Origin of the sequence: Phyllobacterium sp. OV277 (genome assembly GCF_900104355.1) — a bacterium.
Classification (GTDB): domain Bacteria; phylum Pseudomonadota; class Alphaproteobacteria; order Rhizobiales; family Rhizobiaceae; genus Phyllobacterium.
This window is the reverse complement of sequence record NZ_FNIY01000003.1, coordinates 500,381-520,685: the sequence shown is the minus strand read 5'-3', so window position 1 is coordinate 520,685 and position 20,305 is coordinate 500,381. Positions and strand designations below refer to the sequence as shown.

At 56.1% G+C, this 20,305-nt stretch carries 22 protein-coding genes; 12 read left to right on the top strand and 10 right to left on the bottom strand.

All coding sequences use genetic code 11. From position 1 onward, the window contains the following. The first annotated feature begins 24 nt into the window (after positions 1 to 24). The 9 genes from BLU05_RS14440 (at position 25) to BLU05_RS14400 (ending at position 7,618) form a co-directional block, all read left to right on the top strand. Positions 25 to 606: an NnrU family protein gene (locus BLU05_RS14440; protein ID WP_091881025.1), complete on the top strand. Its 582-nt coding sequence runs from the start codon at positions 25 to 27 to the stop codon at positions 604 to 606. 153 nt (positions 607 to 759) lie between these two features. Then, entirely contained in the window at positions 760 to 1,440 is a 681-nt protein-coding gene (locus BLU05_RS14435) for a tetratricopeptide repeat protein (RefSeq protein WP_091881023.1), read from the top strand. Positions 1,441 to 1,457: 17 nt separating this feature from the next. Continuing rightward, positions 1,458 to 2,930 (top strand): ribosome biogenesis GTPase Der, encoded by a 1,473-nt coding sequence (gene der, locus BLU05_RS14430; protein ID WP_091881021.1) that lies wholly within the window; start codon positions 1,458 to 1,460, stop codon positions 2,928 to 2,930. A 172-nt stretch (positions 2,931 to 3,102) separates the two neighbouring features. Continuing rightward, the gene (locus BLU05_RS14425; protein WP_175540618.1) at positions 3,103 to 4,299 is read left to right on the top strand and encodes a cell wall hydrolase; all 1,197 of its coding nucleotides are present in this window, start codon (positions 3,103 to 3,105) and stop codon (positions 4,297 to 4,299) included. A 603-nt stretch (positions 4,300 to 4,902) separates the two neighbouring features. Continuing rightward, complete coding sequence (locus tag BLU05_RS14420) at positions 4,903 to 5,319, top strand: AtpZ/AtpI family protein (RefSeq protein WP_091881017.1); 417 nt, start codon at positions 4,903 to 4,905, stop codon at positions 5,317 to 5,319. A gap of 35 nt (positions 5,320 to 5,354) precedes the next feature. Further along, positions 5,355 to 6,107: a F0F1 ATP synthase subunit A gene (locus BLU05_RS14415; protein WP_091881015.1), complete on the top strand. Its 753-nt coding sequence runs from the start codon at positions 5,355 to 5,357 to the stop codon at positions 6,105 to 6,107. Between the two features lie 71 nt (positions 6,108 to 6,178). Further along, positions 6,179 to 6,406 carry a F0F1 ATP synthase subunit C gene (locus tag BLU05_RS14410; protein ID WP_008125314.1) on the top strand — a complete coding sequence of 76 codons (228 nt, stop codon included), beginning with the start codon at positions 6,179 to 6,181 and terminating at the stop codon, positions 6,404 to 6,406. Between the two features lie 94 nt (positions 6,407 to 6,500). Further along, a complete protein-coding gene (locus BLU05_RS14405; RefSeq protein ID WP_091881013.1) occupies positions 6,501 to 7,127 on the top strand; it encodes a F0F1 ATP synthase subunit B in 627 nt (208 codons plus the stop codon). Positions 7,128 to 7,138: 11 nt separating this feature from the next. Beyond that, the gene (locus tag BLU05_RS14400; RefSeq protein WP_091881011.1) at positions 7,139 to 7,618 is read left to right on the top strand and encodes a F0F1 ATP synthase subunit B; all 480 of its coding nucleotides are present in this window, start codon (positions 7,139 to 7,141) and stop codon (positions 7,616 to 7,618) included. A gap of 937 nt (positions 7,619 to 8,555) precedes the next feature. Here the strand turns inward: BLU05_RS14400 and BLU05_RS14395 are convergent. Then, positions 8,556 to 9,215 (bottom strand): ribonuclease HII, encoded by a 660-nt coding sequence (locus tag BLU05_RS14395; RefSeq protein WP_091881009.1) that lies wholly within the window; start codon positions 9,213 to 9,215, stop codon positions 8,556 to 8,558. Positions 9,216 to 9,353: 138 nt separating this feature from the next. Next, complete coding sequence (locus BLU05_RS14390; protein WP_091881007.1) at positions 9,354 to 10,505, bottom strand: PA0069 family radical SAM protein; 1,152 nt, start codon at positions 10,503 to 10,505, stop codon at positions 9,354 to 9,356. Positions 10,506 to 10,654: 149 nt separating this feature from the next. Here BLU05_RS14390 and BLU05_RS14385 point away from each other — a divergent pair, with 149 nt between their 5' ends. Then, on the top strand, positions 10,655 to 11,161 hold the full coding sequence (locus BLU05_RS14385) for a glycosyltransferase (protein WP_091881005.1): 507 nt from the start codon (positions 10,655 to 10,657) through the stop codon (positions 11,159 to 11,161). A 1-nt stretch (position 11,162) separates the two neighbouring features. On the opposite strand, the gene BLU05_RS14380 is transcribed toward BLU05_RS14385, so the two are convergent. From BLU05_RS14380 to BLU05_RS14345, 8 genes are all read right to left on the bottom strand, one after another. Continuing rightward, positions 11,163 to 12,335 (bottom strand): MFS transporter, encoded by a 1,173-nt coding sequence (locus BLU05_RS14380; protein ID WP_091881003.1) that lies wholly within the window; start codon positions 12,333 to 12,335, stop codon positions 11,163 to 11,165. Positions 12,336 to 12,684: 349 nt separating this feature from the next. Then, a complete protein-coding gene (gene moaB / locus BLU05_RS14375) occupies positions 12,685 to 13,227 on the bottom strand; it encodes a molybdenum cofactor biosynthesis protein B (protein WP_091881001.1) in 543 nt (180 codons plus the stop codon). 2 nt (positions 13,228 to 13,229) lie between these two features. Continuing rightward, complete coding sequence (locus BLU05_RS14370; RefSeq protein WP_091881000.1) at positions 13,230 to 14,108, bottom strand: 4-(cytidine 5'-diphospho)-2-C-methyl-D-erythritol kinase; 879 nt, start codon at positions 14,106 to 14,108, stop codon at positions 13,230 to 13,232. A gap of 4 nt (positions 14,109 to 14,112) precedes the next feature. Next, entirely contained in the window at positions 14,113 to 14,298 is a 186-nt protein-coding gene (locus tag BLU05_RS14365; protein ID WP_091880998.1) for a hypothetical protein, read from the bottom strand. An 86-nt stretch (positions 14,299 to 14,384) separates the two neighbouring features. Continuing rightward, positions 14,385 to 15,242 (bottom strand): S49 family peptidase, encoded by an 858-nt coding sequence (locus tag BLU05_RS14360; RefSeq protein ID WP_091880996.1) that lies wholly within the window; start codon positions 15,240 to 15,242, stop codon positions 14,385 to 14,387. A 79-nt stretch (positions 15,243 to 15,321) separates the two neighbouring features. After that, positions 15,322 to 16,095 (bottom strand): tRNA1(Val) (adenine(37)-N6)-methyltransferase, encoded by a 774-nt coding sequence (locus BLU05_RS14355; protein ID WP_091880994.1) that lies wholly within the window; start codon positions 16,093 to 16,095, stop codon positions 15,322 to 15,324. Between the two features lie 3 nt (positions 16,096 to 16,098). Continuing rightward, the gene (locus BLU05_RS14350) at positions 16,099 to 16,320 is read right to left on the bottom strand and encodes a putative signal transducing protein (protein WP_091881204.1); all 222 of its coding nucleotides are present in this window, start codon (positions 16,318 to 16,320) and stop codon (positions 16,099 to 16,101) included. Between the two features lie 47 nt (positions 16,321 to 16,367). Beyond that, complete coding sequence (locus BLU05_RS14345) at positions 16,368 to 16,943, bottom strand: chorismate mutase (RefSeq protein ID WP_091880992.1); 576 nt, start codon at positions 16,941 to 16,943, stop codon at positions 16,368 to 16,370. A gap of 199 nt (positions 16,944 to 17,142) precedes the next feature. On the opposite strand from BLU05_RS14345, the gene BLU05_RS14340 reads away from it, so the two are divergent. Together BLU05_RS14340 and BLU05_RS14335 are read left to right on the top strand one after the other, a co-directional pair. Further along, on the top strand, positions 17,143 to 18,159 hold the full coding sequence (locus BLU05_RS14340; RefSeq protein WP_091880990.1) for a polyprenyl synthetase family protein: 1,017 nt from the start codon (positions 17,143 to 17,145) through the stop codon (positions 18,157 to 18,159). A gap of 156 nt (positions 18,160 to 18,315) precedes the next feature. Continuing rightward, entirely contained in the window at positions 18,316 to 20,127 is a 1,812-nt protein-coding gene (locus BLU05_RS14335) for a tetratricopeptide repeat protein (RefSeq protein WP_091880988.1), read from the top strand. Positions 20,128 to 20,305 lie beyond the last annotated feature (178 nt).

Below are 20,305 nucleotides of genomic sequence, written 5' to 3'. Positions count from 1 at the left end.
GCCGCCAGCCAAGGGGGAGCGGTCATGCTTGTTTTGATTCTGGGTATTGTCGTCTTTCTGGGAATTCATTCGGTGCGTATTGCCGCGCCACAATGGCGCTTGGACAAAATCGCCGCGTGGGGCGAGGGCAAGTGGAAAGGTTTTTATTCGGCCATTTCCTTTGTCGGACTGGTACTCATCATCTGGGGTTATGTGCTGGCGCGGCCCTATTCTCTGTTTATCTATGAGCCGCCTGTCTGGATGAAACACATCACGCTGCTCCTGATGCTGTTTTCCTTCATCTCCGTGATGATTTCCAATTTCAAGCCGGGCAAGTTGAAGCCTATTCTCAAGCATCCCATGCTGATTGCCGTGAAAATCTGGGCACTTGCCCATCTTCTGGCCAATGGCGATCTGGCATCGCTCATCCTGTTTGTATCGTTCCTCGCTTGGGCGGTGGTCGATCGTATCGCGATCAAAAGGCAGGCGCGCGCTGGCTTTGCGCAACCGGTGATCGTGCCCGGTCCAGTCTCCAACGACATCATGGCCATTGTCGCCGGTGTGGTGCTCTACATCCTGTTTGTGTGGAAATTGCATGCCTGGTTAATCGGCGTATCACCACTTTAAACAGCTGACGAAGGGCTATTTTTCACTTAGCCCTTACATCTCAAGGATTTTCCGACTAAAAGCGCTCTGACTATATGCGCGGAGTGGCGAAAGCTGCTTCGCGCATCTGCAATTCATTTAATGGCAGGCCCCCAAGGGCACCAATGAGGCACTATGACTGACGACGGCTTTTTCCGTGAGGTAAATGAGGAACTGCGCTCCGACAAGATGCGGGCGTTCTGGAAGCGTTTTGGCGGCCTGTTGATCGGCGCGGCTGTTGCGCTTGTCGTCGGCACGGGCGTTTTCGCCTTTTATGAATACTGGACGGAAAAACAGGCTTCGAAATCCGGCGATCAGTTTCTCGCCGCGCTCAATCTTGTCCGTGATGGCAAGAATGACGAAGCGTTGAAGACACTGGACGAACTTGAGAAGACTGGCTACGGCGCCTATCCGGTACTGGCGCGCATGCGCGCTGCCGGTGTGCAGGCGCAAAAGGGTGATCCTGCAGCCGCTGTTGCGGCCTTTGACAAGGTTTCTGCCGATACGTCAGTTCCCCAATCCATTCGCGATCTGGCAAAGCTGCGCGCTGCATTGCTGCTTCTCGATACGGGCACCTATGATGATGTTGCAAGCCGGGTCGAATCTCTTTCATCGAGCAGCAATCCAATGCGCCATACCGCTCGGGAGGCTCTTGGCCTTGCCGCATGGAAAGCCGGTCGCGGCGGGGACGCGGAAAAGCTGTTCAAGCAGATTTCCGATGATCAGGCAGCGCCCGCCAATATTCGCCAGTTTGCCGACACAATGCTCGACATGCTTCGCAGCACTGGCGCAGCACCTGCTGCTGCAGCCGGTTAACACAGGAATTTGAGTCTTTGAGTTTCACCCTAGCCATTATCGGCCGTCCGAATGTCGGTAAGTCCACCCTGTTCAACCGGCTTGTCGGCCGCAAGATCGCGCTGGTGGACGACCTGCCGGGCGTAACGCGCGACCGGCGCGTTCATGCCGCCAAGCTTTATGATCTGAAGTTCGATGTTATCGACACCGCCGGTCTTGAAGAAGTTCCCAGCGATTCGCTGGAAGGTCGTATGCGCGCGCAGACTGAACTGGCGATTGGCGAAGCCGATGTGATCTTGTTCATTGTCGATGCCAAGGCAGGTATCACACCCGCTGATATAACCTTCGCCGATCTCGTTCGCCGCTCGAGCAAGCCCATTATTCTGGTTGCCAACAAGGCTGAGGCACGCGGTGCCGAATCCGGCATGTATGATTCCTATCAGCTTGGGCTTGGTGAACCATGCCCGATTTCCGCTGAACACGGGCAGGGTTTCCCTGACCTGCGCGATGCAATCGTCGACGTATTGGGCGAAGAACGTGTTTTCCCGGATGAGCACGAAGTCAAAGACCCTGACAGCGATGCTGTCGCTGTCACCATTCCGGCAGTGGCTGGACCGAAAGACGATCTGATCGGCGATGATATCGACGATCCGGATGCCGAAGATATTCCAGCCTATGATTCCACCAAGCCGCTGCGCATTGCCATTGTTGGTCGCCCGAACGCCGGTAAATCGACACTCGTGAACACGATGCTGGGCGAGGACCGTCTGCTGACTGGACCGGAAGCCGGTATTACCCGCGATTCCATCTCCGTCGACTGGGAATGGAATGGCCGGAAGATCAAGCTGTTTGATACCGCAGGTTTGCGCCGCAAATCGCGCGTTCAGGGCAAGCTCGAAAAGCTTTCCGTGGGCGATGCATTGCGTGCCATCCGCTTTGCCGAAGTGGTCATCATCGTGCTTGATGCAACGATCCCCTTCGAGAAGCAGGATTTGCAGATCGCCGATCTGATCATCCGCGAGGGCCGTGCGCCGATTATCGCCTTCAACAAATGGGATCTGGTGGAAAACCGCCAGATGGTTCTGGCTGATCTGCGTGAAAAGACTGAACGGCTGCTGCCGCAAATTCGCGGCATTCGCGCCGTGCCAATCTCGGGCGAGCGCAATCAGGGTATCGACAAGTTGATGGCCGCTGTTGCCAGCACCGACGAAATCTGGAACCGCCGCATTTCCACTGGGCGTCTCAACCGCTGGATGGAAGGTGTGACGACCCATCACCCGCCGCCTGCCGTGGCTGGCCGCCGTCTCAAGATCAAATATATCACGCAGGTGAAAACCCGCCCCCCGGGCTTTGTCATCTCGTGCTCGCGCCCCGAGGCGTTCCCGACATCCTATGTTCGCTACCTGTCAAACGGTCTGCGCGAGACATTCGAGATGCCCGGTGTTCCGCTGCGGCTGGTCTTGCGCACATCAGACAACCCGTTTGCCGGACGCGCAAAAAAGAAGCGCTGAGCGCTTTCGACGCACCGAATTTTACCGCCTTCGTGCCCTGCACGAGGGCGGTTTGCGTTTCTGGCCACCCGCACACCACAACCCAATACCTTCTTTTTGCGGTGATCGTTAACTCTCCATCAAGGTTAATGCTTCATTTTTGCAACCAGTATTGTTCGGTTGTGAGTGGGGTATTCGCGTGCGTTTCTCTGAGTTTTTTCGGGCATCGAGTTCCCGGCGAAAGAATCGGACAAACAGGAATTTCATCGGTCCGGTGGTCATCGGCACGGCGATTTATCTATTCTCGCCGACCGTCATTGCATATCAGGATATGGCAAGCATGTTGTCGGGCGTCGAATCCGGCAAAGGGCGCTGGACTGCCTATCTGGAAAATTCGCCTGCGGGTTCCATCCAGAAGGCCAATATGACCTTTGTCGATGAAAGGGCTATCACGTCAGGTATTCCGGCAAGTGGTGTCAATGTTCCGGGCATTGGTCCTGTCGTCGTCAATGGCACCCAGAAATCTCCCGGTGCAACACCTGATGAAGATCGTATCAACCGCGCTGAAAAGCAGGGACGTATCGTCACCATCAGCAAGAAAGCGCCTCCCAAGGCGTTCAGTGCGGGTTCGATCCTGCAGCGCTCAAGCATGCTGATCCGCCCAACCCACGGTGTTGAGGTCGAGATGGCCTTTGCCAAGCCGAAAATCGCCGGCAAGGAAATCCAGATTGCGCTGGCTTTTCACAATCGCGCCCCAGCCAAGGCTGACCCGCAGGTCTCGCCAATGCTGGCAAGCCTGATTACCAGCAACACGCCGGATGTTCTGGCACTGGGCTATGCCCCGGCTCAACCCGATTATGCCAAGACGTCGCCTTTCGACAATATCCTTAACGAGCCAAAGCAGCCCGGCCGGTTCATTCCGCAACTTGGCGCAGGCGACCATGCCTGGCTGGCATCGCCGCTGCCCCCTGTTGTTTTCACCAAGGAAGAACAAAAATGCCTGGCGACAGGCATTTATTTTGAGGCAAGAAGCGAGAGCCTCAAAGGTCAGGCCGCCGTTGCGCAGGTTATTCTCAATCGCGTCCGCAACCCTGCTTATCCCAAGACCATTTGCGGCGTCGTCTACCAGAATGATGACTGGATCAATCGTTGCCAGTTCTCCTTCGCTTGCGAGGGTCGCAAGCTGCTGGTGACAGAGCCGAGATATTGGAAAATGGCGCAGGAAATCGCCATGGCTGTCACGGCGGGGCGCATTTTCCTGCCGGAAGTCGGCTCCGCCACTCACTATCATGCTGTTTACGTTCGCCCGAACTGGGCCCGCACGATGAAACGCGTCGACAAGATCGGCCAGCACGTTTTCTACCGTACATATGGCGGTGGTTGGATTTGATACCCCTTGGAAGCTGAGCAAAAGCTGCTATTATTATTCTTGGAGTGAGGGGCAGGCTCTCGCCCACCCCTCCTTCCTGTTATGTGAATTGAACCCGGATTGTCAGCGACCAACTGGTCCGGGTTCTTTTCAATATCAGGGTGATGCTAAATGGCAGAAACCACATAGTTCACCTCCAAGTTTGAGGGCAAGGCCATTGCCATGGTCAGGAGGCCCATCATCCCGATACACCGGCTGACTCGGTGTTTTCTGCTTCGCCCTCAAAGCTGTCTGCTTGTGTTGTCATTTATCCTTGGGTTTGCTCAGGCCCGCAAGAAACGCAGGGTTGCGTCAGGCTGTTTTGAGCGATCGGAATCTGCTTCATTGCCTGGCTGGATTTGCTTCCAGGTACCTGTCTATTGCTTGCCTCATCCACAGGATTCGCGGGCGATTCTTGACCTCAGAGGTGAGACATAAAGTCATATTTACCTAAGGTATTGAAATTGACCGCGAAAATTACCTTTAAGAGTCCTGCTTCTGCGCCTTGACTAGCGAGGATCGTAACAATATGTTGCGCGCGACTTCGAAGCGGGGGTGAAGCCCTGCATTCAGCGTGTAAAGGACATGCCATTGACCACGGGAAATGAACCCGATCAGTCAGGTTCTGTCGGTAATACGCCGGATGCTGGAAAGCCGCTGACTTCAGTTGAACTGGAAAACCGTCGCCGCGATCTTGAAGCAAAACTTGTTTCAAAAGGGGTCGGCCGGAAGGCCAGTTCGCAAGACGAGGGGACGGGGACCGCCTCCGGTGTCGCGCAGGCCATGAAATTGTCGAGCGAATTTATCGCGGGCGTTCTGGTTGGTGCGGGGTTGGGCTGGTTAGCTGACCGATTTTTGGGCACTTCACCCTGGGGGCTGATTATTCTGCTCCTTCTGGGTTTTTGTGCCGGAACGCTGAACATCCTGCGCTCTGCAGGACGTGTGGCGGAGAACCGCGGTTTCGAGCTCGACGAGAGCAAGGACCGTGAGAAACCGGAATAAGCCTGCGGGCATGGAACGATATAGACGAGGTTAGCGTGGCCAACGATCCGATCCATCAATTCCAGATTGCACGATGGATTCCCATTGATGTCGGTGGAATTGATCTGTCCTTCACCAATTCGTCAGCCTTCATGGTTGCGACGGTTGCGGTGGCATCGGCGTTTCTTTATCTCACCTCGTCCAATCGTGGCCTGATCCCGACCCGTTTGCAGTCGGTTTCCGAGATGGCCTATGAATTCGTGGCCTCGACGCTGCGTGATTCGGCGGGTACTGCCGGGATGAAATTCTTTCCGTTTGTTTTCTCGCTCTTCATGTTTGTGCTCACAGCCAACATGCTCGGCATGTTCCCTTATTTCTACACGATCACCAGCCAGATTATCGTGACATTCGCCCTTGCGATCCTCGTTATCGGTACTGTTCTCGTTTACGGCTTTGCCAAACACGGCTTTAAATTCCTCGGTGTTTTCGTGCCGTCTGGCGTGCCGGCACCGCTGCTGATTCTCGTGGTACCCATCGAGATTATTTCCTTCCTTTCCCGCCCGATCAGCCTTTCAGTTCGTCTTTTCGCCAACATGCTTGCTGGCCACATCACACTGAAAGTCTTTGCTGGTTTCGTGGTGTCGCTGAGCGCGTTCGGAGCTGCCGGTGTCGGCGGCGCGATTCTGCCGCTCGCCATGACGGTCGCCCTGACCGGTCTCGAATTCCTGGTGGCTTTCCTGCAGGCCTACGTCTTCACGGTGCTGGCATGCATGTACCTGAATGACGCAGTGCATCCTGGCGGTCACTAAGAAAGAACTTCGCCGGCGGTGCTCCGCCAAACGCAATCTATCAATGACTATTCTATCCAAAGGAGTTTAACATGGATCCCGTAGCAGCAAAGTACATCGGTGCAGGTCTCGCCTGCTTTGGTATGGCCGGAACGGCCCTCGGCCTTGGCAACATTTTCGGCAGCTACCTCTCCGGTGCATTGCGCAACCCATCCGCAGCTGATGGCCAGTTCGGCCGTCTGGTATTCGGCTTCGCCGTTACCGAAGCTCTGGGCATCTTCTCGCTGCTCATCGCTCTGCTGCTTCTGTTCGCTGTTTAATCAGCCGACAACTCAATACTGGCTGCGCTTTGCGCGGCCAGTATAACATTTATAGTCAGTAGCTCGGGAAATGCCCGAACCAAGGGGACAACATATGTTTGTGTCTTCGGCTCAAGCCGCATCCACAACCGCTCAGAACGAGACACCTGCGCATGCCGAAACGGCTGCACCGGGTGCCGCGCCTGATGCTCACGGTACCGCGACCCACTCCGAAACGGGTGTGGCGCATAAAGGTGTTTTCCCGCCCTTTGACACCAGCCACTTTGCTTCACAGCTGCTCTGGCTGGCACTGACATTTGCATTTTTCTATCTGTTCCTGTCGCGCGTGGTTCTGCCGCGTATCGGCGGCATCATCGAGACGCGCCGCGATCGTATCGCCACCGATCTTGATCAGGCTGCCCGCATGAAGCAGGAATCGGATGAGGCGCTTGCCGCCTACGAACAGGAACTTGCTGAAGCCAAACAAAAGGCTGGCAGCATTGCCCAGACGGCCCGCGACGAATCCAAGGCAAAGGCAGACGCAGAAACTGCACAGATCTCTGCTGCCCTGGAAAAGAAGCTGGCTGATGCCGAAGCAAGCATTGCATCCATCAAGGACAAGGCAATGGCTGGCGTCGGTGCTATCGCCGAAGAAACGGCGACAGAAATCGTCAAGAAGATCGTGGGTGGAACTGTCGACAAGGCAAGTGTTACCGCCGCGGTCAAAGCCGTGCGCGGCTAAGGAGAACCATCATGGACGCAACATTTTGGGCTCTGGTTGGTCTGGTCATTTTCCTGGCACTGCTGGTTTACCTGAAGGTTCCGGGCACTGTCGGCAAGTCGCTTGACGGCCGCGCTGACCGTATCCGCGACGAGTTGGAGGAAGCCCGCCGCCTGCGTGAAGAAGCACAGTCCCTGCTTGCTGAATATCAGCGCAAGCGCAAGGAAGCCGAAAAGGAAGCTGGGGAGATCGTTGCCGCAGCGCAGCGCGAAGCCCATGCCATCCTTGAGGAAACCAAGCAGAAGACTGAGGAATATGTTGCCCGCCGCAACAAGCTTGCTGAGCAGAAGATCGCTCAGGCCGAGACAGAGGCAGTCAACGAAGTTCGCGCTTCGGCAGTTGATATCGCTGTTGCCGCCGCAAGCCGCCTCCTCAAGGACAAGGTCGATGCCAAGACATCGGCAGACCTGTTCAAATCGTCGCTGAGCGAAGTCAAATCCCGCCTGAATTGATTTTGGGCAAATGGAACTGGATCAAGCCGCCGCAAGGCGGCTTTTTCTTTTGGCCTCCAGTCAGCTTACTTCTCATAAGGGATTGGCATATCCATCGTGCGTGGTTCGCCCTTCGACAGGTTCAGGAGGCTCACCATGAGGGAGAGGGGTGATGAAAGGGAGCCAAGTTCTGCAACCCTTGCGCTGCAATCTCTGCGATTAGCGTTGCATCCACCCAAGCCCCTCATGGTGAGCTTGTCGAACCACAAACCACATTCATGCACCATCAATTTAAAAAAATCATGCCAACTTATCCAACACCATCCCACCTCGCTTATTCTGATGGTGTCCTTTCCGGCGGGAATGCTCCGGAAAACTTTCGAAGTCAGGAAAGGATCGGTGATTTCAGCTGCAGGAATGACAATCCTGCAGATGGAATGGCTTTACCTCACAAGGGTAAAACCAGTCATCGAGGCGGGTGATCCGAGAGTTTTCTTGGTTGAAACAGGAAAGTTCCGGGGGAACGCACTGACTACACTACCAATACCAAGACACCCGCGTTCCCCTTTTGGATCGCCCGTCTTTCCCACCTTTCAATAGCCAGACGCGAAAGCGGGTGTGGTGATGGGGGAGTGTGTTCCGCAATTGAAATGTTGGTAGATGCAATCACCCCCCTCTGTCCTGTCGGACATCTCCCCACAAGGGGGGAGATCACATTGACATCAACGCCTTTTCACAACCGGAACAGTTTCAGATTGTGCGAAGGCCGTATTGACAGCTGATCTCCCCCCTTGTGGGGGAGATGCCCGACAGGGCAGAGGGGGGTGAGCACCGCCGTTGCGTTGTGCGTGGTTCGCCCTTCGACAGGCTCAGGATGAGGGGGTGATTGCATGGCGCCTTATTCTGCAACGCTGGTAACTTGCATTGCACCAAGCATCCGCCCAATAACAGTAAAAACCTAAACTTCGCGGTTTTTCAGCGGGGCAAAACTGAAACGGTGCAGGCCAATCACCGGGCCATGGGTTTCCATGGCATTGCGATGAAACTCCGTGCCATAGCCCGCATGGGTTTCAAGCCCATAGAGCGGATAGCAGCGGCCCGCCTGTGCCATCATGCGGTCGCGGCTGACCTTGGCGAGGATCGAGGCGGCAGCGATGGATACGGAGCGCTGGTCGCCTTTGATCATGGCCGTGCCGGGGCAGGGAAGGCCACGGGGCACGTCGCGCCCGTCAATCAGCGCATGGCCGGGCAGAATCGACAGGCCGCAGGTGGCGCGGCGCATGGCCTCCAGCGCGGCTTTCAGAATATCGGTAGCGTCGATGGACGGCGCGGCGACACTGGCAATACCGGATGCAAGCGCAGTGTTCAGAATAATGTCGAACAGCTCTTCGCGCTTTCTGGCGCTCAGCCGCTTGGAATCATCAAGGCCATCAGGAATTCTTTTGGGGTCGAGAATGACTGCTGCTGCAACAACCGGTCCAGCCAGCGGACCCCGACCTGCCTCGTCAATGCCGACGACAAAGGGCGCACCATCGCGCAAAAGCCTGCGCTCCGTGGCAAAATCCGGTTTGCCAGGGTCGAGAGGAAGAAGCAGAGAATCAGAACGTGATCGAGCCATGTTGCGGCGAGACTCGCATTCGTTCTGATTCTCTGCAAGGCCCTGATGCTGATGGGGTAGGGCATCAGGGCTTCCGTCAGGGGGATGGGGGTCGCCTGACGGAGTTTTGGAACCGGGAAAAATTGCCCGATTGAATGCTTAAAACAGCGACAATTGTTCGCTTCCGGCTGTGGGCACGAACAGATCCGTGCGCAGGCGGCGCTTGGCCAGATTGAGACCGAGCCGCTTGGCAGCAATTTCGAACCGGCGCCCAATCTGCCAGGCATAGGGGCCTTCACCGCGCATGCGCTTGCCCCATTCCGCATCGTAGTCCTTGCCGCCGCGCATGGAGCGTATAAGCGACAGCACATGGCGGTAGCGATCCGGATAGTTGCGCAGGAGCCATTCCTTGAAGATCGGACTGACTTCCAGCGGCAGACGCAACAATACATATCCAGCTTCGCGTGCGCCGGTGGCATACACACTGTCGAGAATGCGCTCGATCTCATGATCATTCAGGCCAGGAATGATGGGAGCCACCAGTGAACCCGTGGGAACACCCGCATCGGAGAGCGCGCGCAGCGCCTGCAATCGCCGTGTCGGCGTCGATGCACGCGGCTCCATGGTTCGTGCAAGCTTGCCGTCAAGCGATGTGACCGACAGAAAGACCTTTGCCAGTCCTTTTTCCGCCATGCGCGACAGAATATCGATATCCCGCATGATCAGGGCCGACTTTGTGACGATTCCAACCGGATGCTGATGCTCTTCCAGTACCTGCAGAATCTCGCGCATGATGCGCCATTTCTTTTCAATCGGCTGGTAGGGGTCCGTATTGGTGCCAATGGCAATGGTTTTGGCCGAATAGCCGGGCTTTGACAGTTCACGATCCAGCATCTTGGCCGCATCGGGCTTGGCAAATAGCTTCGATTCAAAATCGAGGCCGGGAGACATGCCCATATAGCTGTGGGTAGGCCTAGCAAAGCAATAGATGCAGCCATGCTCACACCCGCGATAGGGATTGATCGAGCGGTCGAAACCCACATCGGGAGAATCATTGCGCGTGATGATGGTGCGCGGCTTCTCGATCTGCACTTCTGTTTTGAAAGGCGGCAAATCCTCAATGGTCTCCCAGCCATCATCAAAGACATGACGGCTTTCCGGTTCGAACCGCCCGGATGGATTCATGCCAGCGCCACGTCCGCGCCGCCGTTCATGATCGATCCGCAGTCCGGCTTCCTCGACCAGCACATTGGCATGTTCGGCCCGGCCTTGCCCGAAGGCGGCCTTATCGGCCTGCACCATGATGTTCATTGACATTCTCCTTGAGACCGGAGCGATTGTGAGTCGCTCACACCGTCGCAACATGAATGTATTCCTAGCAAATTATGAGAACAAAGCAAGAACAATCTACTAAAAAATGTAGGATAGAAATTTCAATAATAATACTATAACTGAAATGAATGATCTCAGTCCTGATTGAAACACGAAATGCCGATGAACCCTTGGCCAGAACCCTCGGCGGACTGGTAGGCGGAGCCGTTGAAGGCGTATTGAGCGACGTGATCGTGATTGATCAGGGATCGACGGATCAGACGCACCGGGTGGCCGATGCGGCTGGGTGTATTTTCCTGCAGGACCAGACATTGATCGACGGTTTGCGCCGCGCGCGCAGCGACTGGATTCTGTTCATTGAGCCGGGCGCAAGGCTGATTGACGGCTGGATCGAGGCGGTCGCCACCCATGTGGAACGGATGCAGGGCCCGGCCTGCTTCACCCGCTCGCATGCACATCGGCGGCCATTCTTCGCCCGCGTTTTCTCGCCGGGTAATCCGCTGGCCGATGGTCTGCTGATTTCGAAGCGTCAGGCTATGGCTTTGTCAGCACCGGGCAAGAGTGCAGTTGATCTGGCGCGCGGTCTCGCCATGAAGCGGCTGCGGGCGGAAATTATCCCCGGCACGCTGAAATAGCTTATTGGGATCGTTCAAGCCGCAGCGTGGATATCGTTGCTGCAAAGAGCAAACCAGTTAAAACCAGACCCAGCGCCACCCAGCCCAGAAAAACTTCTGGCTGTTTGCTGACCCATGCGATGCCGGCAAGACCGCCACCCAGGGAATCTCCCAACAGAAAAGCGCTTTGCAGCCAACCCATAACGGTCGCCGCGTGATCGCGATGGATAGCGCTCATCTCAATGTTTTTTTCACTCAGGTAGCGCGCATTGGATGTTATTCCAAACGCCATGAGCACGAATGCTAAAAGCGCGATGGAATGCGGCATATCCAGACACACGACCGTGACCGCACAGGCTGCGAATGAAATCAGGTATGTAGCAAAAGCACCTCGTGTCTCGATCAGCCTGTTTACGACAGGCTGCGAAAGCACGACGGAGATACTGACGAGGCCAACCAGCATGATTGCAGTGCCGGATTGAAAGCCCAGCCGTGTGATCAGAACGGGGAGGTATGGCAGGATGAAACTCGACAGAAGCCCGGTGAAAAGCGCGTTCAAAACGAGGACATAGGCTATCGTGCGCTGGTTGGATGTCAGCGTTGTTTTTTCTTTCCGGTGTGATACGGGCCTCGTCGAAGGCAAGTGCCGCGCAACAAGAACCGCCCCGGCAAAAGGCAGCGCGGCTACACAACACAACACGACAACAAGAACCTGCTGGCCGCCAAGCGCACCTATTGCACCGCCAATTGCCAGAATACCAACGCCCCGGACCAAGTGCCCTGACAGGGTGGTGTAGCTCAATATTCTCGCCCGTTCGCTTTCGCTGGACCAATCGAAAACCCACAAACGGATACACAAAAGCGCGAGAGATGCGCCGATTCCGGCTAACAGACCGGATAGGATCGCGGGCGCGGGAAAGGGAAAAGCACGCAGCAGGAGACCCAGCGTATAAAGACCGGAGCCCAAGAGCATGGAATGGCGCAGTCCCAATCGCGCGGCGGCCGGACCCAGAAGAAACGATGTGGTCCCGGCTAAAGCCATCACGCTGTAGGAGAGACCAAACAAGGGCAGGGCATTGTTCTGTTCAAACCAGAGGGGATGAATCGTCTTCGATATCCACATTCCCGAGAAGAACAAAAGGCAAAGGACGAATACCGGTCGGCCATCTGGTTCAATTTTCCAGAGTTTCAGCATATTTATCCATGAACTGGGCGCAATTTAGCTCTTGCGGCCATACATTCGAGCACGCAGCAAATCCGCTGGCAAACCGCGAACATTCGCTGCCTGCCCAGTGTTAAAACGAGGCGTGCATTGGAAGAGAAGGCGTCCGTGAAAATAGAAAACGATTAATTGCTGAACAGGCTTTAACAGGTCTCGCTAAATTAATTTCATTCCGAAAAAGGGGTTGGGTTTATCGCTCTATCTTCTCAATAAACATGGGCATGTCAATAATAAATGTAACAACATAACATAAAGTATAATACGCACGCCCTGTAAGTTGCAGCAGCAAGCCAAGTCGCTGATTATTCCGACAGTGCGTTCGTCAGCCGCGTTTCAGGTGTTCATCCAGCCGTGGCATGATCTCGACGAAATTGCAGGGCATGTGGCGATAGTCGAGCTGGAACTGGAGAATATTGTCCCAGGCATCCTTGCAGGCGCCGGGTGAGCCGGGCAGCACGAATACGAAAGTGGCATTCACCACGCCGCCGGTTGCGCGGGACTGGATGGTCGATGTGCCTATTTTGTCGTAGGAGATGCGGTGGAACACTTCGGAAAAGCCGTCCATGCGCTTCTCGAAGATTGGTTCCAGTGCTTCGGGCGTTACATCCCGGCCGGTAAAACCGGTGCCACCCGTGGTAATGACCACATCCACCTCAGGGTTCTTCGACCATGCCAGCACTTTATCGCGTATCCTGTCGCGATCATCGGTGACGATGGCGCGGTCGACAAGACGATGACCGGCAGCGGTGATGCGATCCACTAGCGTCGTGCCGGATTTATCATCCTCAAGCGTGCGCGTATCGGAAACGGTTAAAACGGCAATGCCGACGGGGACAAAGGGGCGTGTCTCGTCAATGCGGGTCAAGATCAGTTCCCTTCCGTGCTGGTGGCGACAACAAACCAATCGGGCTGGTTTTGGTGCAGCCGGGTTGCCGCCGCTTCAGCCATTTCATCATCGGCATAGATGGCAAAACAGGTGCCGCCAGAGCCGGACATGCGCGCAAGCAGCGGGTTGGTTTCGCGCAATGCCTGCATGCTGGCGTTGATCGACGGAGCCAGCTTTTGCGTTGCTGCGAAAAGATGATTATCGGTTTGCGCGAGATAGGTGCAGACATCGCCCGGACCCATCCGTAAAGGCAGGGCGGGAAGGGGAGGATTGTCGCGGCGGCTAAGCGCAGAGAAAACCTGCGGTGTTGAAACCGTCACGCCATTATTGACGAGAACCATCGGGAGGCGCGGAAAGGCGGCGATCCGCTCGATATCTTCGCCAATGCCGCGCGCGATCAGCGCCTCACCATGCAGGCACATAGGGACATCGGCGCCCAGTGGCAGGCCGAGCGCAGCCAATTCGATCAGGGTGGCCTCGACGTCCCAAAGAGCGGTCAGCGCGCGCAAGGCCGCTGCGGCGTCGCTGGAGCCGCCGCCGATGCCGGATGCGATGGGAAGATATTTTTCCAGATGAATGGCAACGGGCGTTGCCTTATCAGGGTAATTGTGGCGCAGGGCATCGCGCGCCTTGAGCACAAGGTTGCTTTCATCGCCGGGAAGATCAGCACCGTAAGGACCGGATATGGTGAAGGAATCCACTGCCGCTTTTGTTACGTCAAGCCTGTCGCCGAACCGGGCGAAGACCACAAGGCTGTCAAGCAGATGGTAGCCATCATCGCGTCTGCCGGTTACATGCAGTGCAAGATTGATCTTGGCCGGAGCGATCAGGCTGATTGTGTGGTCAAAACTGGCGAGCATCGCATCAATCTTTGCGCAGGCGATATTCACCGGTCTCGGGGTCCTGAACCAATGTTCCCTGCGCGCGGTTCTGCGCTTCTTTCTCAGCCTCGCGCACGCGTTGCGACACGCGTTGTGCTTCCTTCTTGAACGAACGATAGCCGTAATAGGCGGCGGCGCCGACAAGAGCAAAAAAGATCAATTGTGGCATCGTCTGTAACCCTCAACTACCGCTATCATTCCTCGCTCATATCAATAGCACGGAGTTTTGGCCTTGCCAAAAAATCCTGTGTCGATTTACAAATCAAAACGCGACCAAAGCGCACGTTCTTCAGCGGCATCCACAAGCCCATTGGCCAATCCGGTGCCAATTCCGGCGATCTGCACGCTTGTCGAAGGAATTCGGCGGCCAAACAGGCCACGCGGTTGCGAGATCAGCTTTAGCTTGGTTTTGGGGCCATATTGCGACTGAAGGTAGGAGCGCATATCGCCGAGACCATCGACCAGACCAAGCTCAACGCCGCGCACGCCGGTCCAGAACTGTCCGGTGAAAAGATCCGGACTGTCGCTCAGCTTGTCGCCGCGCCGGTCCTTGACGAGATTGATGAAGGTCTCGTGGATTTCCAGCTGCAACGCTTTGACATGGTCGATATCCGCCTTGTTCTCGGGCTTGAAGGGATCGAGCGTCGCCTTGTTCTTGCCTGCGGTATAGACGCGCCGCTCCACGCCGATTTTCTTCATGAGTTCGGTGAAACCGAAACTTGCGGAGACCACACCGATTGAACCGACAATGGACGAGGGGTCGGCAATGATTTCGTCACCGGCAATAGCGATCATATAGCCGCCGGAAGCTGCCACATCCTCAACGAAGACATAGACCTTCTTGTTCTTTTCTGCGGCCAGATCGCGGATGCGCCGATAGATCAGCCGCGACTGCACGGGCGAACCACCTGGCGAATTGACTGATATCGCCACGGCAGGCGAATCCTTGTCCTCAAATGCCTTTTCAAGCACCGCTGCCGCGCTGTCCAGAGAAAGGCTTTGCCTGAATTGACCACCGCCAGACATGATGGCGCCATGCAGGCGAACCACCGGTATCTCCACATAATCGGGGCGCCAGCGGCGCGGCAGCAATTTTCTGATCAATCGGGCCAATGCTTTCTCCTTTTGGCGGTTTGGGTCATGCGCATGTAAGCGGTGCCTATGAAATCACAATGGCACCGGGCCGAAAATGCTACAAAAGTGCTGTAACGCCGTTGTTTATGGCAATGGCGCGCTCGGTAAAGCCGTTGCCGGTCTCGTGATGCATGATGAGGGCTGGGGCAAGGGTCAGCCCGGCGCGGCTGCCACGAACACCCCTAATAATAATCCGGATCGCTGCATCCTGCGGCCTTGGCTGCACAGGTACGATAACCACCCCGCCAAAGCGCCGCTGCAGGGCATCAAGCAGTTCCGACAGGGAAGTCGGGCGGGCAATAATGGCAAGCGAGCCGCCGGGTTTAACGATGGCGGCAGCGGTGCGAATCCACTGTTCCATCATGCCATCGGTCATGACATGCGCTTCCGCCTTGACGGGATCAGGCGTGGCCCGGTCCGTTGGACGGTTGAATGGCGGGTTCATGATGACGAAGTCAAAACTGTTATCGGCAAGCCCCGCCACAACCCGCGCCTTGCCGGTCAGGGTAACATCCGCCTGCACAAGCGCGGCGCGTGCGGCAATATCTGCATTTTCTGGAAGGGCAAGCGACCGGCGGGCAAAATCCGCCATAAAATCCGAACGCTCGATCAGCACCGCTCTGGCTTTGGTGCAGCGGGCAAGCACGGCAAGTCCGGCAGCTCCGGCTCCGGCGCCAAGATCAGCGACACGCCCGGAAAAATCATTGGGCACTGTGCTGGCAAGTACCATTGCATCAACGCCGGAGCGATGGCCTTTCAGTGCTGGCTGGAGCAGGTGAAACCTGCCGCGATGGAATGCATCCAGCGTGTGGGGTGTTTCCATCGATGACATGGATCAGCCGCGCAGCTCACGTTCGAGGCAGGCGTCTTTCAACAGTTTGCGCGCTTCCTCTTCGCGACCGGAATCAACCAGTACCCGGCGGGCGAGAATGCCGACTGAGCCTTCCAGAATGCTCATGTTGGAATCGGCAATAAAGTACCTGATACCGGCATCCTTCAACAGTGATTCGACAAAGGAGATCAGCACCGGGTCGTTCGTGCGCATGATTTCGATCATGAAGGTGCCCATTCCGTTCGGGGTTGCGAGGATTCTTATATAGTCCCTTATTGTTTTTTTACAGCTGTATCGGCGGCACATATACCTGCCAGTGCCCGATCAAGTGCGATTGCGTGAAGCACATCAAGCTTTTGCGCCTTCACCACATTGCCAGCCGCCTTGGCCAGATCGGCAGGGCAATCCTTGCTACCGCGCAAGCTGGAGACGACCTCAAGTTCGTGGACAAGCGTTTCCGTATAGCGGGCAAGGGTAGGGCGGATTTCCTTGACCAGATCGGGTCTTTCGGTTTTCGGAGCCTCGCCATTGCGGTGCCATTCGGCCAGAAGCTCATATTGGACAAGCTTGTTGGCTTCGATCTGATTGGCGAAGAAGGTTTGGATAAGTGCCGGGTCGAGTTTTTCCGCATTGGGCAGCGCTGCCACGCCTGCGATGACCTTCGCTTCCTGTTCCTTGTCCTCAACCGGTTTGCCGCTATCCCATTTTGACAGGGCAACCTTGTCGGCAAATTGCAGTCGTCCGGCAACCGCCTGTGCAAGTGCGTCAAAAGATGGCGTTTGGGCAAAAGCGGGGATGCTCGGCAGTGCCAGAACAAGAGCGATCAAGCTGTAAGTTGCGACTTTCATGAAAAGAATCCTTTCAAAATCAGGATGGTCACCCCATCTGCATTACATCGACGGTGGACAATGTTCGGAGAGGTTATAGCGATGCCCTATCACGAATTTGTAACCCGTGCCATTTCTGCGCGCCAATTCGCCGCTTGCGGGTTATAGCCTGTCAAAATAAGGTGTCGCCGCATTACGCGAGAAGTTTAGGAGTTTCGTTTTGGGCGTTGTTGTCAGTCTGGACGATAAGAAGAACAGCACGGGATCAGTGCAACCGCTGGTCGATCTTACCAAGGCCGACATGGCCCGTGTGAACGAATTGATCCTGTCCAAGGCGGGTTCTGATGTCGAGATGATTCCCGAAGTGGCGAACCATCTGATCTCATCCGGCGGCAAACGCCTGCGCCCGATGATCACGCTCGCCGCAGCGCGTATGTTCGGTTATCAGGGCGATGGACACATCAAGCTCGCGACCAGTGTGGAATTCATGCACACGGCGACGCTGCTGCATGATGATGTGGTTGACGAGAGCGATCTGCGCCGCGGCAAGAGCACGGCCCGCATGATCTGGGGCAATCAGGCCAGTGTTCTGGTTGGCGATTTCCTGCTGGGACAGGCCTTCAAGATGATGGTGGATGTTGGCTCGCTCGAAGCGCTTGACGTTTTGGCAACCTCCGCTTCAGTGATTGCCGAAGGCGAAGTCATGCAGCTTGCAGCTGCAAAAAATCTCGAAACAACCGAAGATGAATATCTGGCTGTTATCAAAGCCAAGACCGCGGCGCTGTTTTCAGCGGCTGCTGAAGTCGGTCCCATCATCGCGTCCACCTCGCGCACGGACCGTCAGGCGCTGCGCTCTTACGGTCTCAATCTCGGCCTTGCCTTCCAGCTGGTTGATGATGCGCTGGATTATGGCGGCAATGCCAAGGATCTTGGCAAGAACACCGGCGATGATTTCCGCGAAGGCAAGATTACCCTGCCTATTATCCTGACCTATCGCCGTGGCACGGCGGAAGAGCGCCTGTTCTGGAAACAGGCGCTCGAAAACGGTGCCAATGATGACAAGGCGCTGGAAAAGGCAAAGGGATTGATGACGCGCTACGGAGCGCTCAGCGATACAATCCAGCGTGCCCGGCATTTCGGCGGTATCGCCCGCGATGCACTGGCCCCGCTTGACCAGTCGCCGCAGAAGGATGCGCTTCTGGAAGTCATCGATTTTTGTATCAGCCGGGTTAATTGATAAATCTTGGATGAAATCCCGCCACGCTCTGAAGCGCTGCGGGCTTGCCTCGAATTCTTTCGATCAAACTTGAGCGAGGACCGTAAAAAGGCCATGCTTTTCTTGAGGATTCGGGCAATCATTTCATAATGACGACAATGAGGAGGGATTTTGCACATGCAGCGCAGTAAATTGCTTGGCTCGGTTATGGGCGCAACACTCGCTGCCTTGGCCATCGGGGTCGCTCCCGCACCCGCTTCTGCCGGTAAAGATCCCGTTTTAGCCACCGGTTCATTGTCGGGTGCTTTTCTCTCGGCTCGTACCGCCGAGCGCAGCAATGACTTTGACAGCGCCATTTCCTTTTACCGGCAGGCACTTGCCTATGACCCGAAGAACCAGGAACTGCGCCAGAGCCTTCTCCTTGTGCTTTTGACCGATGGCCAGTTCAAGGAAGCCTTGCCGATTGCCGAAGAATTGAAATCCGTTCCGGAGATCGAACGCTTTTCGCGTCTGGCACTTGGCATCGATGCGCTGAACAAGAAGCAGTATCAGAAGGTCGATACCCTGATGATGCTGTCGCTGCAGTCCGATCTCGACAAAATGATCACGGGATTGGTTTCGGCCTGGGCCAAAGCCGGGGCCGGCAAGCCCAATGAAGCGCTGGCCATGATCAGCAAGCTGCAAGGGCCGGATGGTTTTGCGCTGTTCAAGATTTACAACTCTGCGCTTATTGCCGATATGGCCGGGCAGAAGGACAAGGCCGCAGCATTCTATCAGAGTGCGCTTGATGACCGACCCAGCCTTGCGGCTGCGCCGGATACCTATGAGCGGCTGGTTCAGGCCTATGCCTCTTTCAAGGTGCGCAATGGCGACAAGTCAGGTGCGGAATCCATGATCAAGGATGCGTCGGAAGCTCTTTCCGGACGCATGGTTCTGGCCGAATTCGGCAAGCAGCTTTCGGCGGCCAAAGCGGTCAAGCCATTGGTGCAGACGCCGCAACAGGGTGCGGCGGAAGTGCTTTATACACTCGCAACGGCTATCAATCGCGGTGGTGCGGAAGCGTTTTCCAAACTCTATCTGCAAATGTCACTGCCGCTGCGTCCAGACCATGACGCGACGCTCTTCCAGATTGGCGATATCAACGCCAAGCTTGAACAGCCCGAGAAAGCCGTCGAATACTTCAAGCGCATTCCAGCTGACTCGGCCTATAGCCGTGATGCGGAAATGCAGATTGCCATCAACCTTGCCATCCTGAAGCGCAACGACGAGGCGATCACCCATCTCAACGGGCTTCTGGCTGCCGATCCGCAGGATATCCGCACATATCTCGCCATTGGCAGCATTTACGCGCAGGACAAGAACTATGCCAAGGCCGCCGAGACCTATGACAAGGCGGTTGCGGCCATCGAAAAGCCCGAGCGCAATGACTGGATGATCTTTTATCAGCGCGGCATTTCCTATGAGCGGCTGAAGCAGTGGGACAAGGCAGAGCCGAATTTCACCAAGGCGCTTGAGCTTTTCCCGGATCAGCCGCAGGTGCAGAACTATCTCGGCTATTCGTGGATCGACATGAACGTCAAGCTGGAGCAGGGACTGGACCTCATCAAGAAGGCCGTCGCATCGCGTCCGCAGGATGGATACATCGTCGACTCGCTTGGCTGGGCCTATTATCGCCTTGGCAATTACAAGGATGCCGTGATCCAGCTGGAACAGGCTGTGAAGTTGCGGCCTGAGGATGCGACCATCAACGACCATCTGGGCGATGCTTATTGGCGGGCCGGGCGCAAGCTGGAGGCTACATTCCAGTGGGCCCATGCACGCGATTCCAAGCCGGAACCGGAAGATCTGGTCAAGATCGAGGCAAAGCTGAAGAACGGCCTTCCCGATGAAAAGGACCCGGGCGTTGCCAAGAACGGCGGTGAGGCTCCAAAGGCACCGCCTGCACCCGAACCGATGCCGCCTGCGCCGGTTCCCGGCAATAAGGGTTGATTGTGATCTAAAGCAAGGGTGCCCTGGCATCCTTGCAATCCCTCCCGTTGCGGGTGCTGCGAAAGCTGCTGCCAGGACTTCCTTTCTCTTGACCGGCCAGACTGCACGCCTTAGGACGGGCACTCCATTTCCGTTCGTCAAAAAGGCCTGACCGGTGACCGTTCCATTGCCCGATCAT